At 58.2% G+C, this 16457-nt stretch carries 11 protein-coding genes, 1 tRNA gene, 2 rRNA genes and 2 pseudogenes (1 of these 16 running past the window's edge); 7 read left to right on the forward strand and 9 right to left on the reverse strand.

Going from position 1 to position 16457, the window contains the following annotated elements:
- From ACZ2HM_RS19710 to ACZ2HM_RS19720, 3 genes are all read left to right on the forward strand, one after another.
- Positions 1–2765 (forward strand): 23S ribosomal RNA (locus ACZ2HM_RS19710) (it extends 31 nt beyond the left edge of the window).
- 163 nt (positions 2766–2928) lie between these two features.
- Positions 2929–3043 (forward strand): 5S ribosomal RNA (gene rrf / locus ACZ2HM_RS19715).
- A gap of 106 nt (positions 3044–3149) precedes the next feature.
- Positions 3150–3226 (forward strand) — tRNA-Met (locus ACZ2HM_RS19720).
- Here the strand turns inward: ACZ2HM_RS19720 and ACZ2HM_RS19725 are convergent.
- The 4 genes from ACZ2HM_RS19725 to ACZ2HM_RS19740 form a co-directional block, all read right to left on the reverse strand.
- Positions 3183–4859 (reverse strand): recombinase family protein, encoded by a 1677-nt coding sequence (locus ACZ2HM_RS19725; RefSeq protein ID WP_333974096.1) that lies wholly within the window; start codon positions 4857–4859, stop codon positions 3183–3185. The genes ACZ2HM_RS19720 and ACZ2HM_RS19725 overlap by 44 nt on opposite strands.
- An 18-nt stretch (positions 4860–4877) precedes the next feature.
- Entirely contained in the window at positions 4878–5063 is a 186-nt protein-coding gene (locus tag ACZ2HM_RS19730) for a hypothetical protein (protein WP_130754165.1), read from the reverse strand.
- A gap of 396 nt (positions 5064–5459) precedes the next feature.
- Positions 5460–5795 (reverse strand): TfoX/Sxy family protein, encoded by a 336-nt coding sequence (locus ACZ2HM_RS19735; protein WP_130754163.1) that lies wholly within the window; start codon positions 5793–5795, stop codon positions 5460–5462.
- Positions 5796–5905: 110 nt separating this feature from the next.
- On the reverse strand, positions 5906–6871 hold the full coding sequence (locus tag ACZ2HM_RS19740; RefSeq protein ID WP_130754161.1) for an NAD-dependent epimerase/dehydratase family protein: 966 nt from the start codon (positions 6869–6871) through the stop codon (positions 5906–5908).
- Positions 6872–6956: 85 nt separating this feature from the next.
- Between ACZ2HM_RS19740 and ACZ2HM_RS19745 the strand changes: the two genes are divergently transcribed.
- On the forward strand, positions 6957–7871 hold the full coding sequence (locus tag ACZ2HM_RS19745) for a LysR family transcriptional regulator (protein WP_470427297.1): 915 nt from the start codon (positions 6957–6959) through the stop codon (positions 7869–7871).
- Between the two features lie 158 nt (positions 7872–8029).
- On the opposite strand, the gene ACZ2HM_RS19750 is transcribed toward ACZ2HM_RS19745, so the two are convergent.
- Positions 8030–8623, reverse strand: a complete 594-nt coding sequence (locus ACZ2HM_RS19750) for a tyrosine-type recombinase/integrase (protein ID WP_130754169.1) — start codon at positions 8621–8623, stop codon at positions 8030–8032.
- Positions 8624–8712: 89 nt separating this feature from the next.
- Between ACZ2HM_RS19750 and ACZ2HM_RS19755 the strand changes: the two are divergent.
- From ACZ2HM_RS19755 to ACZ2HM_RS19765, 3 genes and pseudogenes are all read left to right on the forward strand, one after another.
- A pseudogene (locus tag ACZ2HM_RS19755) lies at positions 8713–9653 on the forward strand (IS3 family transposase); the annotation flags it as partial.
- 195 nt (positions 9654–9848) lie between these two features.
- Positions 9849–10907 (forward strand): IS110 family RNA-guided transposase, encoded by a 1059-nt coding sequence (locus tag ACZ2HM_RS19760; RefSeq protein WP_470425396.1) that lies wholly within the window; start codon positions 9849–9851, stop codon positions 10905–10907.
- Positions 10908–10923: 16 nt separating this feature from the next.
- Positions 10924–11109: pseudogene (locus ACZ2HM_RS19765) on the forward strand (IS3 family transposase); the annotation flags it as partial.
- A 227-nt stretch (positions 11110–11336) separates the two neighbouring features.
- Here the strand turns inward: ACZ2HM_RS19765 and ACZ2HM_RS19770 are convergent.
- The 4 genes from ACZ2HM_RS19770 to ACZ2HM_RS19785 all read right to left on the reverse strand — a co-directional run bounded on the left by ACZ2HM_RS19770 (position 11337) and on the right by ACZ2HM_RS19785 (position 16448).
- Complete coding sequence (locus tag ACZ2HM_RS19770; protein ID WP_470427298.1) at positions 11337–12266, reverse strand: formylglycine-generating enzyme family protein; 930 nt, start codon at positions 12264–12266, stop codon at positions 11337–11339.
- A complete protein-coding gene (locus ACZ2HM_RS19775) occupies positions 12263–13921 on the reverse strand; it encodes an arylsulfatase (protein WP_470427299.1) in 1659 nt (552 codons plus the stop codon). The genes ACZ2HM_RS19770 and ACZ2HM_RS19775 overlap by 4 nt, the downstream gene beginning before the upstream one ends.
- 91 nt (positions 13922–14012) lie before the next feature.
- The gene (locus ACZ2HM_RS19780) at positions 14013–14954 is read right to left on the reverse strand and encodes a TauD/TfdA dioxygenase family protein (protein ID WP_470427300.1); all 942 of its coding nucleotides are present in this window, start codon (positions 14952–14954) and stop codon (positions 14013–14015) included.
- A gap of 81 nt (positions 14955–15035) precedes the next feature.
- Positions 15036–16448, reverse strand: coding sequence for an MFS transporter (locus ACZ2HM_RS19785; protein ID WP_333974077.1), 1413 nt, complete (start codon positions 16446–16448; stop codon positions 15036–15038).
- Positions 16449–16457: the final 9 nt, after the last annotated feature.

A 16457-nucleotide genomic window follows, 5' to 3' on the forward strand; every position in this document is an offset into this window, starting at 1 on the left:
TTGGCATGTACAGGCGATGAAGGACGTGGCACGCTGCGATAAGCGTGGGGGAGCTGTGAGCAAGCTTTGATCCCGCGATTTCCGAATGGGACAACCCACCTTCACCATTTAAGACTGGTCCTGAGCAATCAGGATCCGTGTTAAATGGGAGAGGTATCACTAAGCTGAATAAAATAGGCTTTGGTGAGGCGAACCCGGAGAACTGAAACATCTCAGTACCCGGAGGAAAAGACATCAACCGAGATTCCGTTAGTAGTGGCGAGCGAACGCGGACCAGGCCAGTGCCTGGTGCTTAGTTAACAGAAGTGTCTGGAAAGGCACGCCATAGCGGGTGACAGCCCCGTATGTGAAAGCAAAGCATCAGGACTCGAGTAGGGCGGAGCACGTGAAACTCTGTCTGAACATGGGGGGACCACCCTCCAAGCCTAAATACTCGTACATGACCGATAGTGAACCAGTACCGTGAGGGAAAGGTGAAAAGCACCCCGATGAGGGGAGTGAAACAGTACCTGAAACCGGATGCCTACAAGCAGTGGGAGGGTCCTTGAGACCTGACCGCGTACCTCTTGCATAATGGGTCTGTGACTTAGTGTATCAAGCAAGCTTAAGCCGTTAGGTGTAGGCGCAGCGAAAGCGAGTCTGAATAGGGCGAGTTGAGTTTGATGCATTAGACCCGAAACCCGGCGATCTATGCATGACCAGGTTGAAGGTGCGGTAACACGCACTGGAGGACCGAACCGTTCAATGTTGAAAAATTGTCGGATGAGTTGTGCTTAGGGGTGAAAGGCCAATCAAGCCGGGAAATAGCTGGTTCTCCGCGAAATCTATTGAGGTAGAGCGTCGGATGATTGCCGTTGGGGGTAGAGCACTGGATGGTTGCGGGGGTCGCGAGATCTACCAACACTAACCAAACTCCGAATACCAACGAGTCTAGTCCGGCAGACAGACGGCGGGTGCTAAGGTCCGTCGTCAAAAGGGAAACAGCCCTAACCTACAGCTAAGGTCCCCAAGTCATCACTAAGTGGGAAAGCATGTGGGATTTCCAAAACAACCAGGAGGTTGGCTTAGAAGCAGCCATCCTTTAAAGAAAGCGTAACAGCTCACTGGTCTAAATAAGAGATCCTGCGGCGAAGATGTAACGGGGCTAAAGTGATGCACCGAAGCTTAGGGTGTGATCGTTTACGATCACGCGGTAGCGGAGCGTTCCGTAGGCCGTTGAAGCGATCTGGTAATGGGTCGTGGAGGTATCGGAAGTGCGAATGCAGACATGAGTAGCGATTAACAGTGTGAGATGCACTGTCGCCGAAATTCCAAGGGTTCCTGCTTAAAGCTAATCTGAGCAGGGTAAGCCGGCCCCTAAGACGAGCCCGAAGGGGGTAGTCGATGGGAACCACGTTAATATTCGTGGGCCTGGAGGTGTGTGACGGATGGTGTAAATGGTCTGGGCTTATTGGATTGCTCCAGGCTGTGAAATCGTCCCAGGAAATAGCCCCTCCGTATAGACCGTACCCTAAACCGACACAGGTGGAATGGTAGAGTATACCAAGGCGTTTGAGAGAAGTATCCTGAAGGAACTCGGCAAATTGCCTCCGTACCTTCGGAAGAAGGAGGCCCCACATAAGCGCAAGCTCTTGTGGGGGGCACAGGCCAGGGGGTAGCGACTGTTTAGCAAAAACACAGGGCTCTGCTAAGTCGGCTTCAAGACGACGTATAGGGCCTGACGCCTGCCCGGTGCCTGAAGGTTAAGAGGAGGTGTGCAAGCACTGAATTGAAGCCCAGGTAAACGGCGGCCGTAACTATAACGGTCCTAAGGTAGCGAAATTCCTTGTCGGGTAAGTTCCGACCTGCACGAATGGCGTAACGACTTCCCCACTGTCTCCAGGATATGCTCAGCGAAATTGAATTCTCCGTGAAGATGCGGAGTACCCGCGGTTAGACGGAAAGACCCCGTGCACCTTTACTGCAACTTCAGAGTGGCATTAGGAAAGAGCTGTGTAGCATAGGTGGGAGGCTTTGAAGCATCGACGCCAGTTGATGTGGAGCCATAGGTGAAATACCACCCTGCTGTTTTCTGATGTCTAACCTCGTACCGTTATCCGGTACAGGGACCCTCTGTGGTGGGTAGTTTGACTGGGGCGGTCGCCTCCTAAAGAGTAACGGAGGCGCGCGATGGTGGGCTCAGGACGGTTGGAAACCGTCTGTTAGAGTGCAATGGCATAAGCCCGCCTGACTGCGAGACTGACAAGTCGAGCAGAGACGAAAGTCGGTCATAGTGATCCGGTGGTCCCTCGTGGAAGGGCCATCGCTCAACGGATAAAAGGTACGCCGGGGATAACAGGCTGATGATTCCCAAGAGCTCATATCGACGGAATCGTTTGGCACCTCGATGTCGGCTCATCACATCCTGGGGCTGGAGCAGGTCCCAAGGGTTTGGCTGTTCGCCAATTAAAGTGGTACGTGAGCTGGGTTCAGAACGTCGCGAGACAGTTTGGTCCCTATCTGCCGTGGGCGTCGAAATTTGAGAGGAGTTGACCCTAGTACGAGAGGACCGGGTTGAACATACCTCTGGTGTACCAGTCGTTCCGCCAGGAGCGCAGCTGGGTAGCTATGTATGGACGGGATAACCGCTGAAAGCATCTAAGCGGGAAGCCTCCCTCGAGATAAGATTTCATCGAGCCGTCGTAGACCACGACGTTGATAGGCTGGATGTGGAAGTGGAGTAATCCATGAAGCTAACCAGTCCTAATTGCTCTGTTCGCGCTTAAACGGTTCACTTGTGAACCGCAGAGTCCCACCATCAATGACAGCACTGGCAACAGGTAGCTTGAATGAGACGGCGTGGTTCTTAAGCCAGCCAGAAATCACGACACACACAAAACACCGTGCACGGTATCGATTATAAACCCTGATTTTGCGCCAGCTTCATTGCTTGGTGACCATAGCGTCTGTGACCCACCCGATCCCATCCCGAACTCGGCCGTGAAACCAGTCTGCGCCGATGGTACTATTGCTCAAGCACTGGAAGAGTAGGGCGTCGCCAGGCATTGAAGCTCGCGCAAAATCAGCAAAAACCCATTCACATTGTCAAAAAAGGCGGCCCCAAAGCCGCCTTTTTTGCGTTACCCCAAAACCAAGGGGCAACCACGTGTCGCGGGATGGAGCAGCCCGGTAGCTCGTCAGGCTCATAACCTGAAGGTCGTAGGTTCAAATCCTACTCCCGCAACCATCTGAAATTGCGATACCCCACAGGGGGTCGCAACCTTCGAAGAACCCGCCCTAGAGGCGGGTTTTTTGCGTTCTGCAGCAATCGCGAGGATGCCCGCCAGATCGCCGCGCACATCGATCTTCAGGTCGCCGCCTTCAGGCACCAATATGATCGCCTCGATGAGCGAACGAATGACCTCAGCCGCCTCGAAGCGCTTGTTCTCGTCGTCATGCTCCAGGGCCTGATAGAGATTATCAAGCTGAGCCCGATAATGGTGCGCCATATTGGGATGGAGCAGGGGAGGGGGCTCCTGGGCCTGGGCGAGGTCGCGCTCCAGTTCTTTCTTGCGCGCTTCCAACCCTACCATCTTGGCGTTGATCTTGTCCGCGGCGCCGCCGCGCAAGATCAGGTTCACCAGCATGTCGAGATCACGGTCAATTTTGGCAATCTCTGCCCGCGCCGCTGTGATAGCAGCGCCAGCGTCGCCTCTCATGCGGTTCATCTCCCTGGTGAACTCGTCGCAAAATTCTGCGAACAGGGCCGGGTCCATCAGATGATGGCGCAACGCATGAAGCACGCGCCCTTCCAGACGGTCGCGCCGGATATTCAGGCGGTTGTCACAGGTACCCTTGTTCCGGGCTGCCGAGCAGCCCAGCATCATCGCTGAAATCATTGAATATCCGCCGCCGCAGCAACCGCATTGCAACAGGCCGGACAAGAGATATTTCTGGCGGCGGCGATCGCGGAAGTTTGCGGAGCCCACTGAGGGATTTAATGGCTCCACCTGGCAGGATTTTTGCCGCTCCTTGGCATGCTGCCAAAGAGCATCATCGATGATGCGCAGTTCGGGCACGTCCTGAATGATCCATTCTGATTCCGGGTTGGGCCGGGCTTGCCGTTTGCCAGTATCGGGATCCTTGATGAAGCGTTGCCGATTCCAGACCAGCTTGCCGACATAAAGCTCATTGTTAAGGATGCCGGTGCCACGCTTGGGATTGCCATTGATGGTGCTAAAGCCCCAGGTGCCGCCGGTTGGTGCCTCGATACCCTCTTTGTTCAGCTCGGTTGCTATCCGTTTGGCTGATTTGCCAGCGACATAGTCGCGAAAGATGCGCTGGATGACGCTTGCCTGTGCGTCATTAATGGAGCGGTCGCCCCGGATCAGTTCGCCATTGGCATCGAGCCGTTTGACGACGTCATAGCCATAGCTGTTACCACCGCCCGATTTGCCTTGCTCAACGCGGCCGCGCAGGCCACGCCGCGTCTTGTCGGCGAGGTCCTTGAGAAACAGGGCGTTCATCGTACCCTTTAGGCCGATATGCAGATGGGTGATCTCGCCTTCGGACAGGGTGACCATCTTCACGTCACCATAGGCCATGCGCTTGAACAGCCCGGCAATATCCTCCTGGTCGCGCGACAGGCGATCCATGGCCTCAGCCAGCACGAAGTTGAAGCGTCCGCGATTGGCGTCTGCGATCAGCGCCTGAATGCCAGGACGCAACAGCGAAGCGCCTGAAATGGCATGATCGGTATATTCCTCGACAATCTGCCAGCCCTGCTTTTCGGCATGCAGGCGACAGATGCGCAACTGGTCGGCAATGGAGGCGTCACGCTGATTGTCGGAAGAATAACGGGCGTATAAAGCAACCTTCACGGAATGGAACTCCTCGTCTCAGGAGCGGGTCGTGCGGCGCTCCTCCAGCATCTCCAGATACGCCTTCCGCGCGGCACGACGGGCAAGCAGGCGAACCAGCTTGACCAGACGCGGATCAGGGCCGCTGCAGCAGGAGGCAAGGTTGAGCACCGGCTCATCAGACCGGGATGACTTCTGTCGCTGCTGACGGCTACCGGTTGCCATCGTGAATCCGATTACAGCAGATTGCAAGATAGGTTGGGCTCAGTTCGTCGCGGCTCGACAAGCTTATGCCTCGCGGATCGACATCTCCCGAACGCGTAATTAAAGCAGACAAGGGCCGTCGGTGTTCGACGGCAAAAGGCATTTGATTCACTTGGCACACCCACAACAGGGCCTGCCCGCCACAAATCCTATCATGCTGCGGAATGCTCGGCTTTGCAACGGTCCCAGTCTTGCAAAATGTTGCTGGCACCGATGTTACTGAAATTATAGCTAAACCAAGAATCGTGACAGGAAAATGGGCAACTGCCGACCCTTCTCGGGCATTCAACGATCCAACCTCCACATTCCAAAGGCGGACACTAGTTTGACGAAAACGGGCTGCTGCCAGGCGTTGTATCAACCGGATTTGCGCTTGGTCCTGACCTTGGGAGCAGGCAATTCCTGAGATGTGATACGAACGATCTCGGCAAGCCACTCACGGTCATCCCACTTTTCCGCGTCGATCAGGAGACAAGGCTTAGCACCGGGATATGGAGGGGCTTCTTCCGAACCGGCAGCGAAGGCCCGCCCTCCACCCGTGGGCTTTACGAATAGGTGGTCGTCGCAGACCAATGCGACCATTTTCCCATCGCAATAAATGCCGAATTCGCCAAACATCGCCTTGGCTGAAACGGTGCCGCCGCCTGCCATCTGCTCAACAAGGAATTCAACGGTTCTACGATCGGTCGCCATAAGGCGATATCGCCGGTCCTGATGAAAAGGTCGAGGGTCAATCGACCCTTTGTCGCCGCTTAAGAGCCAAATTTGGCTTCTCAGGAGCGGACGGTCTGCTGCCAGCAGGCCTACTCGACATTAAGGGCCTTAAGGGTAGCGCTGACGGCCTCTGGTAAAAGCGTTTGCGGCTCCTCACCGAGAAACGCGACGAGCTTGCTGTTGTTGAGACGGATAGTTTCGCGCCACAAATATCGCATCTTGTAGATTTCGCGCGGCGTTTCCTGAAGAAGACCTGCTAGGCCGAGCATAACCCAGGGCATTGCCCACACTTTTATGGCTGGGCGGTCAAGAGCCTCCGCGATGGCCTGCGGCATTGCGGTTCCGTCGGCATCCCATAAGCCACCGAAGTGGAAGCGAGCGAAGGGCTCTAATCCGTCGGCACGATCTAACAGGCGTGCGATCGTCTCTCCCGCATCAGGGAGATAGGCCCAAGCATGGCCGACACCTTTACGCCCTGGATAGGTGACCGACCTGAGACGCTTACCGGGCGTGACCAAGCCTTGGCTGAACCAGTTGTTGCCCGGCACCGGCCCAAAGAAGTCGCCAAACCGCACAATAAGCGCGCGTGTGCCCTCGTGGCTCGCCGTTTCCATGCGGCGCTCCAGTTCAACGCGGATGCGGCCCTTCTCGGTCGTCGGATGCTGGGGTGCCGTCTCTATGAGGTGGGGAAACGCATCCGGGCCGAAATTGTAGATCGTGCCTGGTAGAACCAACCGTGCGTCAAAAGCCTTTGCAGCAGCGATACTATTGTCGATCATCGGTAGAACCGTTCGCGCCCAGTTGCCATAGCCCGGCGGATTGGCGGCATGGACGATCGCCTGGACGCCTTCAGCAGCAGCACGGACGTCAACCGCGTTCATCGCATCACCTTGTACCCACTTCACATTGGCAAGCGGGTCACCGGGTTGACCCGATTGGCGACACGCTCTTGCCAAGGCTGTCACCTGCCATCCATGGCGGAGAAGGGCTGTTGCTGCCGCGCCGCCAATGCCGCCTGTTGCGCCTAAAACCAGTGCTTTCTTGGTCTCGCTCATCCTTCGTCTCCTTCTGGAGAAAAGATAGCGGCAACCCGAACTGCAAAGAATTGCCATATTCCCTTCAGTAGCTAGTATGCTTTTGATGAAACGACCGATTGATTGGGATGATCAGCGCGCCTTCCTGGCTGTGCTGGAAGAAGGCAGTCTCTCCGCCGCAGCCCGACGCATGGGTGTGGCGCAACCTACCATGCGCGCGCGCATCGAGGCATTGGAGCGGGCGCTCGATACAACCTTGTTTACACGCTCAGTTCGCGGTCTCGTTCCGACAGAACAGGCGCGTGCTCTTGGCGACGCTGCCCGCGCAATGGCGCGCGCATCGGAGGCGTTCGTGCGGGCAGCATCGGGCCAGCCGGGTGAGACCGCAGGTATCGTCAGAGTCAGCGCTGCTGAGTTCGTGGGGATAGAGGTGCTGCCAACGATGCTGGCCAGCCTGCGCAGGCGCCATCCGAATATCATCGTCGAGATCGAACTGAGTAACGCTTCTGCCAACCTCCTGGAGCAGGAGGTCGATATCGCGGTGCGCATGCATCCGCCCAAACAAGAAGCGCTCGTCGCCCAAAAAGTTGCCTCGATCTCTCTCGGCCTGTTCGCTCATAGCGACTATTTGGCGGCACGCGGCACTCCCAAGACGATAGCCGATCTGGCCCATCACGATCTCATCGGTCCGGACCGATCTGTCACCGACGGCGAATTGGCCGCCCTCCTTCTACCCGACATCGACCGCAAGCAATTCGCACTCCGGACCGATAGCCACCCTGCCCAGCTTGCGGCGGCGCGCGCGGGTCTAGGCATCGCTTTCGTCCAGCAGCCGATCGGGTTGTCTGATGCGCGCCTCCGACCTGTCCTCCCTGATTTATCAATCCCTCGCCTGGACACCTGGATCGCAACCCATGAAGATCTGCGAAATATTCCCCGCGTCCGAACTGTTTTCGATCATCTGGTCGAGGAGTTCGGACGCTATCAGGGACTTCCGGCTCCTGCTGGAGAGATCAACTAAGGGGCGTCCATTTTGCGAATCGCGGGACTGGCTCCGACCCTTATCAGCCGCTCAATAGCGAGATTTCATTTTCCAAGTGCAGACGGTCTCCTTATTCGCTGCCCAGACCACGCCATGATGTAGATTGGCCCCTCATATTAGCGAGGGGCCAAGCATTGCTATATTTCTGTGCCTTCCGCGAGAGTCAGCGCATCTTCGACATCCACGCCAAGATATCTCACCGTGCTCTCTATCTTGGTATGTCCAAGCAAGATTTGAACAGCGCGAAGGTTGCCCGTGGCCTTGTATATGATCGACGCCTTGGTACGCCTCAACGAATGCGTTCCATAATCTTCGTTTGGTAGGCCGATGCCTGTAACCCATTCGTTAACGAGGCGAGCATATTGCCGAGTGCTGATATGGTTCATGTGGTCATTCCGGCTCGGGAAAACATAGTCTTGCAAAGCGCCGCCGCGCAGCTCGAGCCATGTAAGCAGACTTGCGCGGGCATCGTCCATCAATTCAAACTGCACCGGTCGGCCAGTCTTTTGCTGAACCACGGTCGCTCTTAGACGAATTTTCCTATCGCATACGATATCGCTGATCCTGATTTTAACGAGGTCGCAGCCGCGTAGTTTGCTATCGATGGCGAGATCGAAAAGGGCCCTGTCACGGACCCGCCTGTGTTGATCGAGAAAAAAACGGACCGCCCAAATCTGTCGAGGTTTAAGCGCTCGCTTTGCGCCAATTTTACGCCCTGCGTTCCACGAGATCCTTTCGTGAGCGGCGGGATCAAATGGACTTGTAACGGATTTGCGCCGGTCACCTGAGCGATTAGAGCTCGCAACAGGAGACCGACGAGATGATCAAGCACACAGAAGAGTTCAAGCAGGAGGCGGTGCGGATTGCACTGACCAGCGGGTTACCCCGCGACCGGGTTGCATCGGATTTGGGGATTGGGAAGTCGACACTGGGGAAGTGGGTATCGCAGTATCGGCCTAGTGATCTGGTTTCAGCGCCGCAGGCAGATTTAGCGCGTGAGAATGAACGCCTTCGTCTTGAGAACCGTGTGCTGCGGGAGGAGAGGGAAGTGCTAAAAAAGGCCACGCAGTTCTTCGCGAGCCAAAGGCCGTGAAGTTCGCATTTGTGCATAGCTGGCGACACCGGTGGCCCGTTGAACTGCTCTGCCGTGTCATGGATGTTAGTGAACGCGGCTATCGTTCCTGGCGCTCGCGCCCGATCAGCAGGCGGGAGCGGACGGATATGAAAGTGCTGGCCCACATCCGGGAACAGTACAGGCTGAGCCTTGGCAGCTACGGCCGTCCTCGCATGACGATGGAGTTGAAGGAGGTGGGGCTCGATGTGGGCGAGCGCCGGGTCGGGCGGCTGATGAAGATCAACGGGATCAAGCCAGTCCGCACGCGCAAGCACAAGGTTACGACTGATAGCCACCATCGCTTGGGTGTCGCGGCAAACTGGCTGGACGGCGATTTTGCCGCAGATGCGCCCAATCGTAAATGGGCCGGCGACATCACCTATATCTGGACATCCGAAGGCTGGCTCTACCTCGCTGTTATACTGGACCTACATAGCCGTCGCGTCGTGGGCTGGGCAGTCAGCGACAGGATGAAGAAAGACCTGGCGATCAGGGCGCTGGATATGGCGGTGCGCCTGCGCCAGCCTCCCGAGGGCTGCCTTTTCCATTCGGATCGCGGCAGCCAATATTGCTCTTACGACTATCAGAAAAAGCTGCAGGCCTATGGCCTGCGTCCATCAATGAGCGGCAAGGGTAACTGCTACGACTGTGATTATGTTGCTGCGGCTTGATGGTCTGACCCATGCTACGATTGACCCCGTGTCATTGCGTTGACGTGTCGGCCATCAAGTCGCCCTGGCAACGGGCGAGATGTGACTTGATAGGAGCCTGACGGGTTTGCCCCTTCACAGTCCTGTCCTTCTCTGAACGGTGCCCGGGCACCGTTCAGAGAAGGACAGGACATGACCAATACCAACATCAGCGGCGTCATTATCGGTGTCGATACCCATAAATCCATCCATGTTGCCGTGGCAATCGATAACAACGGCAGCCGATTGACGGCCTTTTCGGCTCCAGCGACAACAAAGGGCTATAAATTGCTCGAGGACTGGGCGTGTGCGTTGGGCACCATCACAGCCTTTGGCATCGAGGGGACTGGATCATACGGAGCCGGGCTGTCTCGCCATCTTCTGGCCCAGGGCCATAAAGTCATCGAGGTCACCAGACCTAATCGACAGTTGCGCTATCAACATGGCAAAAGCGATAGCCTCGACGCTGAAGGCGCCGCACGGTCGGTGCTGGGCGGACAGGCGATCGCCCAACCCAAAACGCAAACAGGATCCGTCGAGATGATCCGGCATCTCAAAATCGCACGCGACACAGCAGTCAAATGCCGGTCGCAGGCCATGGTGACCCTGAAAACCCTGATCATCAACGCACCTGCGGCGCTGCGCGACACGCTCGATCAGATAAACGGAAAAATCGCGCTGATCCGATATATTGCTGCACTCAGGCCCGGCGCAATGACCTCGACGATCGCATCGGCCAAAACCGCCTTGCGGGCCTTGGCACAACGCTGGCTGGCTCTACACGAAGAAATTCAGTCGCACGACAAGGCGCTCGAGCAACTGGTCATGGCCAACGCACCAACGTTGCTGGCATCGCACGGGATCGCGACGATGACGGCGGCAGAAATGCTTATACTGGTCGGCGATGATCCCACCCGAATCCGCTCCGAAGCTGCACTCGCCAAGCTCTGCGGGGTGTGTCCCATCCCCGCATCAAGTGGCAAGACCAACCGCTTCCGACTCAACCGTGGTGGAAACCGGCAAGCCAATGCCGCGCTATATCGGGTTGCAATCGTTCGGATGCGCAACCATCCGCCGACACTTGCCTATGTCAGCAAACGAAAAATGGAGGGAAAGAGCAACCGGGAGATTATACGCTGCCTTAAGCGATACATCGTTCGCGAAATCTTTACCCACCTATGTCGCCCAAAAGCATCTCTGACCAGCGCTTGACAAATATAGGAGCCTCAATGCCTCCGTCGAGACGTTCTTCAAATCCCTGAAGGCCGAACTCATCTGGCGGCAGAGCTGGCCGACACGGCGCCGGGCGGAAGCTGCCATCTTCCAGTACATCAACGGGTTCTACAACACCCGCCGCCGACATTCATATCTGGGCGGCATCAGCCCGCTCGCCTTCGAAGCCAAGGTGGCTTAATGAGATAGGTGACCGGCACAAAACCGTTACAAGTCCATAATTCCGATAATCCCATGAGACTTCTCCTATGACCATGATGGTCATAAGACGAACGCCAATGGGGTATGTTCGCCTCCTGCGATCTTTCGTATTTCCGCCGCTCCAGGCATTTTCCGTTTTTGGCTGTCACACTGTTTTCAATCCCGGCTAAACATCGCGGATACGCAAATTGCACGAAATGCGGCACCTCATCCCCGACTGACAGTCCGAAAGCCAAGATGCGATGCGCCTAGCGTCTCATCCTGGCCATGGCGCGCCGAGGGGCGGTAGCGGGCACAATAATTGGGTGCGCACAGGAATGATCCGCCCTTTATGACACGCGTCCGAGCATCAGGCTGGCTGGGGTCGAAGCTGGGATTGCCCGGTGTGCCCCATCCTGCGCGCATCGGCTGATGTCCTGGCTGATACCAGCTTCCTGTCCATTCCCACACGTTGCCGATCATATCGTTGAGCCCATAGGCATTGGCCTTATAGCATCCGACCGGAGCCAAGCGACTATGGCCGTCCGTGCTGTCATTACTGATCGGAAACGTACCTTGCCAGCTATTGGCGGCATCGGGCGGGGGCTGATCGAGACTTTCGGCCCCGCCAGCGCGCGCGGCATATTCGAACTGCTCCTCGTTGGGCAAGGATCGCCCGGTCCACTGGGCATAAGCCAGCGCATCATCATAAGAGATATGGACAACCGGCCAACGGTCGCGACCGCGCAGCCCGCTACCTGGCCCTTCAGGATGACGCCAGTTCGCACCTTTCACGTAGCGCCACCATTGGTCGGGCGATGTGGGGCGGTCCAATGGGCCGGGCGGATCGAATACGGCCGAGCCACCATCCTTCTCGGCGCGCGTGACATGGCCCGTGGCGTGGACGAAGGCGGCATATTGGGCATTGGTCACTTCATGCCGGTCGATCCAGAAACCCCTGACCCTAGCAGTGTAAGTGGGGCCTCCGTCCGCATAGGCTTGGTTGCTACCGAAACGGGCGGTGCCGCCCGGCACCCATAGCTGATCGTTGGGCGGCACAGGGCGGCGCTCCCTCGGGCCGACAGCGCTCAGCGTCGGCCCTGTCGAGATCGGCCCTGCCGCCATCAATAATGCGATAGACACAACCAAGCGGATCATGGCGCATAGATCCGCTGGTCAGGCAAGATCACACCAACGTCGGTTGCATAGGCGTCCCATTGTGCGACCAGTTGCGCCAGCCGGTCAGGCTGTTCCCTACTCAGGTCATGGGTTTCGCCGGGATCATCGGACAGGTTGAAAAGATGCCATTGGCCATCACCGACATCCGTAATCTTCCAGTCGCCCTGGCGGATCGCGCGCGATCCAAACAATTCCGTGCCTACGGCGTCGTTTGCCGCATAGACGCGGTCCGCTTTGCCAGACAGATAGTCGGCCCAGCTTTTGCCGCGGATCGGCTCGACCGTGCGTCCTGCAAATTGGTCTTTGGGATCAGCGATCCCCGCGAGGTCGAGGAATGTTGGCGCCACGTCCATGACCGATCCGAAGATGGGCGCGATACTCGCCTGCTTTTCCGCGCGGGGATAGTGGATGAATGCGACGGCGCGCGTTCCGCCCTCTGTTGCATAAGCCTTGTATAGCCAAGATGGCGCTGTGGCCGCCTGCGCCCAGGCTGGGCCATAGGCGATGTAGGAGTTCGCATTGCCACGATTGGCCAAACTATTGTCGGACGTGGCCAGCCTTTCTTTCATACCTTTGAGCTGGGTCGTTTCCAAATCCATTCCTTCCGCTCCATTGTCGGCGGTGAACAGGATGACGGTATTGTCGTAGACGCCCTGGCGCTTAAGCTCGGCAATCACACGGCCCACATTCTGGTCGAGCCGATCGACCATCGCGGCGTAGATTTCCATATCGCGAGCGGCGACCTGCTGCTGCGCGGAGGTCAGTTGGTTCCAGCGCGTATTATAAGTAGGATCATGCGCTGGCTTATTCGGATCGATAAGGCCGAGTTCAGCCTGTCGTTTTAGCCGCGCGGCCCGCAAAGCCTCGAACCCTGCGTCATAGCGACCCTTATATCGGGCGATGTCCGATTGGCGGGCTTGCAATGGCCAGTGTGGGGCGGTGAAGGTGAGATAGGCGAAAAAGGGCTTCTGCCCGTCTTTGCCAATGGCGGTGGTGCGCAACTGGTCAATCAGCTTGGTCGTGAAGCTATCGGACGAATAGAAGTCGGCGGGGAGCGCGCTCAGGGTCTGCCCATTCTCGCGATAGGTAGCACCGGGCTTGGACGGATCGGTCGTCAGGTCCGTGCCGAAATGATTATGCGCCCCTTGTAACATCACGAAGCTATGTTGGAAACCGCGTGCGCTTGGATCCTGTTGGGGTGTGAGACCCAGATGCCATTTGCCCGATTGCAGGGTGCGATAGCCATTGGCGGACAGCAATTCGGCAAGCGACGCAACCTTGGGGCTGAGATAGCCTTCGTGACCGGGCTTGCCCTTCTGATTGGGGGCGACCAGTTCGGCCATCGTGCCCAGCCCCGCGCGATGATTGTCCGTGCCTGATAGCAGCATGGAGCGTGTGGGCGAACAGGTTGGCGCGGTGTGCCAGTCGGTCAGGCGCAGGCCTGACAGCGCCAGTGCATCTAGATTGGGCGTCGCGATCTCTCCGCCAAAGGCGCCCAGATCGGAATAGCCAAGGTCATCGGCGACGATGACTAGAAAATTGGGGCGCTTGTCCGGCGCCGCCTGCGTAGGAAGGGTTGCGACACTGGTGGCAAGGGCAATCGCGAGCCCCAGCAAACGGGGAATTTTAGGCATCAGGCATGGTCTTTCACGAAAAGGGAGCCGCGCCGCCCCAGAAGGACGGCGCAGCCCAGTTCGGCCGGTTTGGGTTCGGGGGAGAACCGGATTATTCGGCTGCTTCCAGCGCCGGCTGGACTTCCTGCTTGATCGTGCGGCTGTGGCGGCCGTCGATCGCAATCGGCACATCGCCTGCGATGGTGGCGCGGCGAAGCGTGCGGCGTTGCAGGCCGAAATCGGCGATGGCGCGATGCTGGGTGGCTCGATTGTCCCAGATTGCGACGTCGCCCGCCTGCCAGCGCCAGCGGACGGTGTTTTCGGGCAGGGTGATATGATCCTGCAGGATGGCGAAGAGTCGCTGCGAATCCGCCGAGTTCAACCCAACGAAATTCTTGACGAAGTGCCCAAGCAGCAGGGACCGCTCGCCAGTTTCGGGATGAACTCGGACCACCGGATGTTCGGTCTCGTAAACCGTCGAAGCGAAGATGCGGCCGTATTCTTCTGCCCGCTTGGCGTCCTTGATGCTGAGCGCAGCGGCATAATCATATTTGTTGCTATGAACGGCCCACAGGCCATCGACCAACGTCTTGAGTGCTTCAGGCAACCCTTCATAGGCGCTGGCCCCATTGGCCCAGAGCGTATCGCCGCCCGCCGCCGGGATGGTGATGGCGCGCAGGATCGATGCGGCGGGATAGGCATCGACGAAGGTGACATCGGTGTGCCAGCTGGATGCGGCATAGCCCTCCTTGGAATCCAGTTCGAGCAGGTAATGGGATCCGTCCGCCACAGGCACGGTGGGGTGCGCGACCGGTTCGCCCAACAGCCCGGCAAAGGCTTCGTGACGGGTATCGTCCAGTTCCGTCTGATCGCGGAAGAACAGCACTTTGTGCCGGGAAAGCGCGGTGCGGATCGCGGCGATCGTGCCGCCATCCAGATCGCCGGACAAGGCTATGCCGCGCACCTCCGCGCCGATGCGGCCTGCGACAGGCGCGATGTCGAGCGGGCTGGTGGGGTCTGCGGCATTGATGAAGCTGGCAAGAAGGTTGGTCATGTCAAATCTCCTGATAATTTTTGGGGGTGATCCTGGTTCGGGGAAGCGGTGGATCGGTCTGGTGCGCCATGACGTCCCGCCCTATTCCGCCGGCACCAGCGCGGCGTCGCGCTGGGCCAGTGTTTCGCGAACGTCCGCGTGGGTCGCTTCATCCAGCGGGAAGCCGTGGATCAGCGCAGCAGACAAAGCATGAGCGATCGCCGGGCCGAGGGCGAATACCAGCAGCAAGCCATGCAGCGCCTCCGGACTGTTTGCGCCCTTGGGATCGAAGCCGAACCAGGCGACCAGCGGCAGGGCGATGCCGATGGCGATCGCTGTCCCCGCTTTTACCGACAGGCTGAAGGCGGAGAAGAACAGCGCGGTACGATCATGCCCGGTTTCCAGCCTGTGCCGGTCGGCGACGTCGGCCACCATGGAACGGAGCATGAGATTGCCTGATCCTTGCGCAAACCCCTGGGCAATGGCCAGGCCCAGCAGCAGGGGAAGCGCATCGGGCGTGACCAACAACAGACCAAGGTTGATCGCGACCTGAACCATTTCTCCCGTCACCGCGGCGCGATGCTTGCCGATGCGGTAGCCGATCTGCGCCCAGATAGGCCCTGCCGCGATGCCGAAGATGAATTGCAGCAGGAACAGCCCGCTCGCCCATTGCGGCAGCCCCATGTAGAAAGTGACGAAAAAGACGATGAGGACACTGCGAATACCTTGGCCCGCCGTCACCGCCAGGTCGGACGCGAGGACGCGCAGGAGCAGCCTGTCGCTGAACACCACGGCGGCGGCCCGTGCGAAGGACAGGCGCACCGGGGGCTGTAACGGTGCCGGAGCTTCGGGAAAGGCGCGCAGCACGAGTGGCAGCGCGATGACGAGGCTGGTCAGAACGACCGTGCCCATGGCACCAAGTTTCAGCATACCATTGTGCGGCTGCCACTGATCGATGATCGTGGGTAGGACCAGCACCAGCAGCAGCGCCGCCGATCCTGCAACCGCCTGATAGGTCACGACCCGCGTTCGCTCATGATATTGCCCCGAAATCTCGCCTGACCAGGCGAGATAAGGGATCTGGATCATCGACCAGCCGAGATAGAGGATGAACAGCGCCGCCGCGAGATAGAGTGGCGTCACCGGGAGAAACGGGAAGAAAAGGGCGATAGCGGCGATCCCGAACACCAGCGCTCCCGCCGCGATCCACGGACGACGGCGACCAAAGCGACTGCGGGTGCGATCGCTCAGGCTGCCGATCAACGGATCGGCCAGCGCCCCCCACAGCCGTTCGGCCAGGAAGATCGTGCCGATCACCGCCAGCGACAGGCCGAACTGCTGCGCGTAAATGGCGGGTAGGTAGACTGTCAGCGGCATTTGCGCGGCATAGATGGGCACCGCCAGCGATGCGAAACCGGCCAGGCGCACGCCATTGAGTTCGCGCGGCTTACGCTGATCCGATCCGCGGCCGCTATGGGTCGATTGCAGGATGGGGCGAGAAAAAAGCGTGGCCATGACTGGACC

The organism is Sphingobium sp. KKT206 (assembly GCF_055640555.1).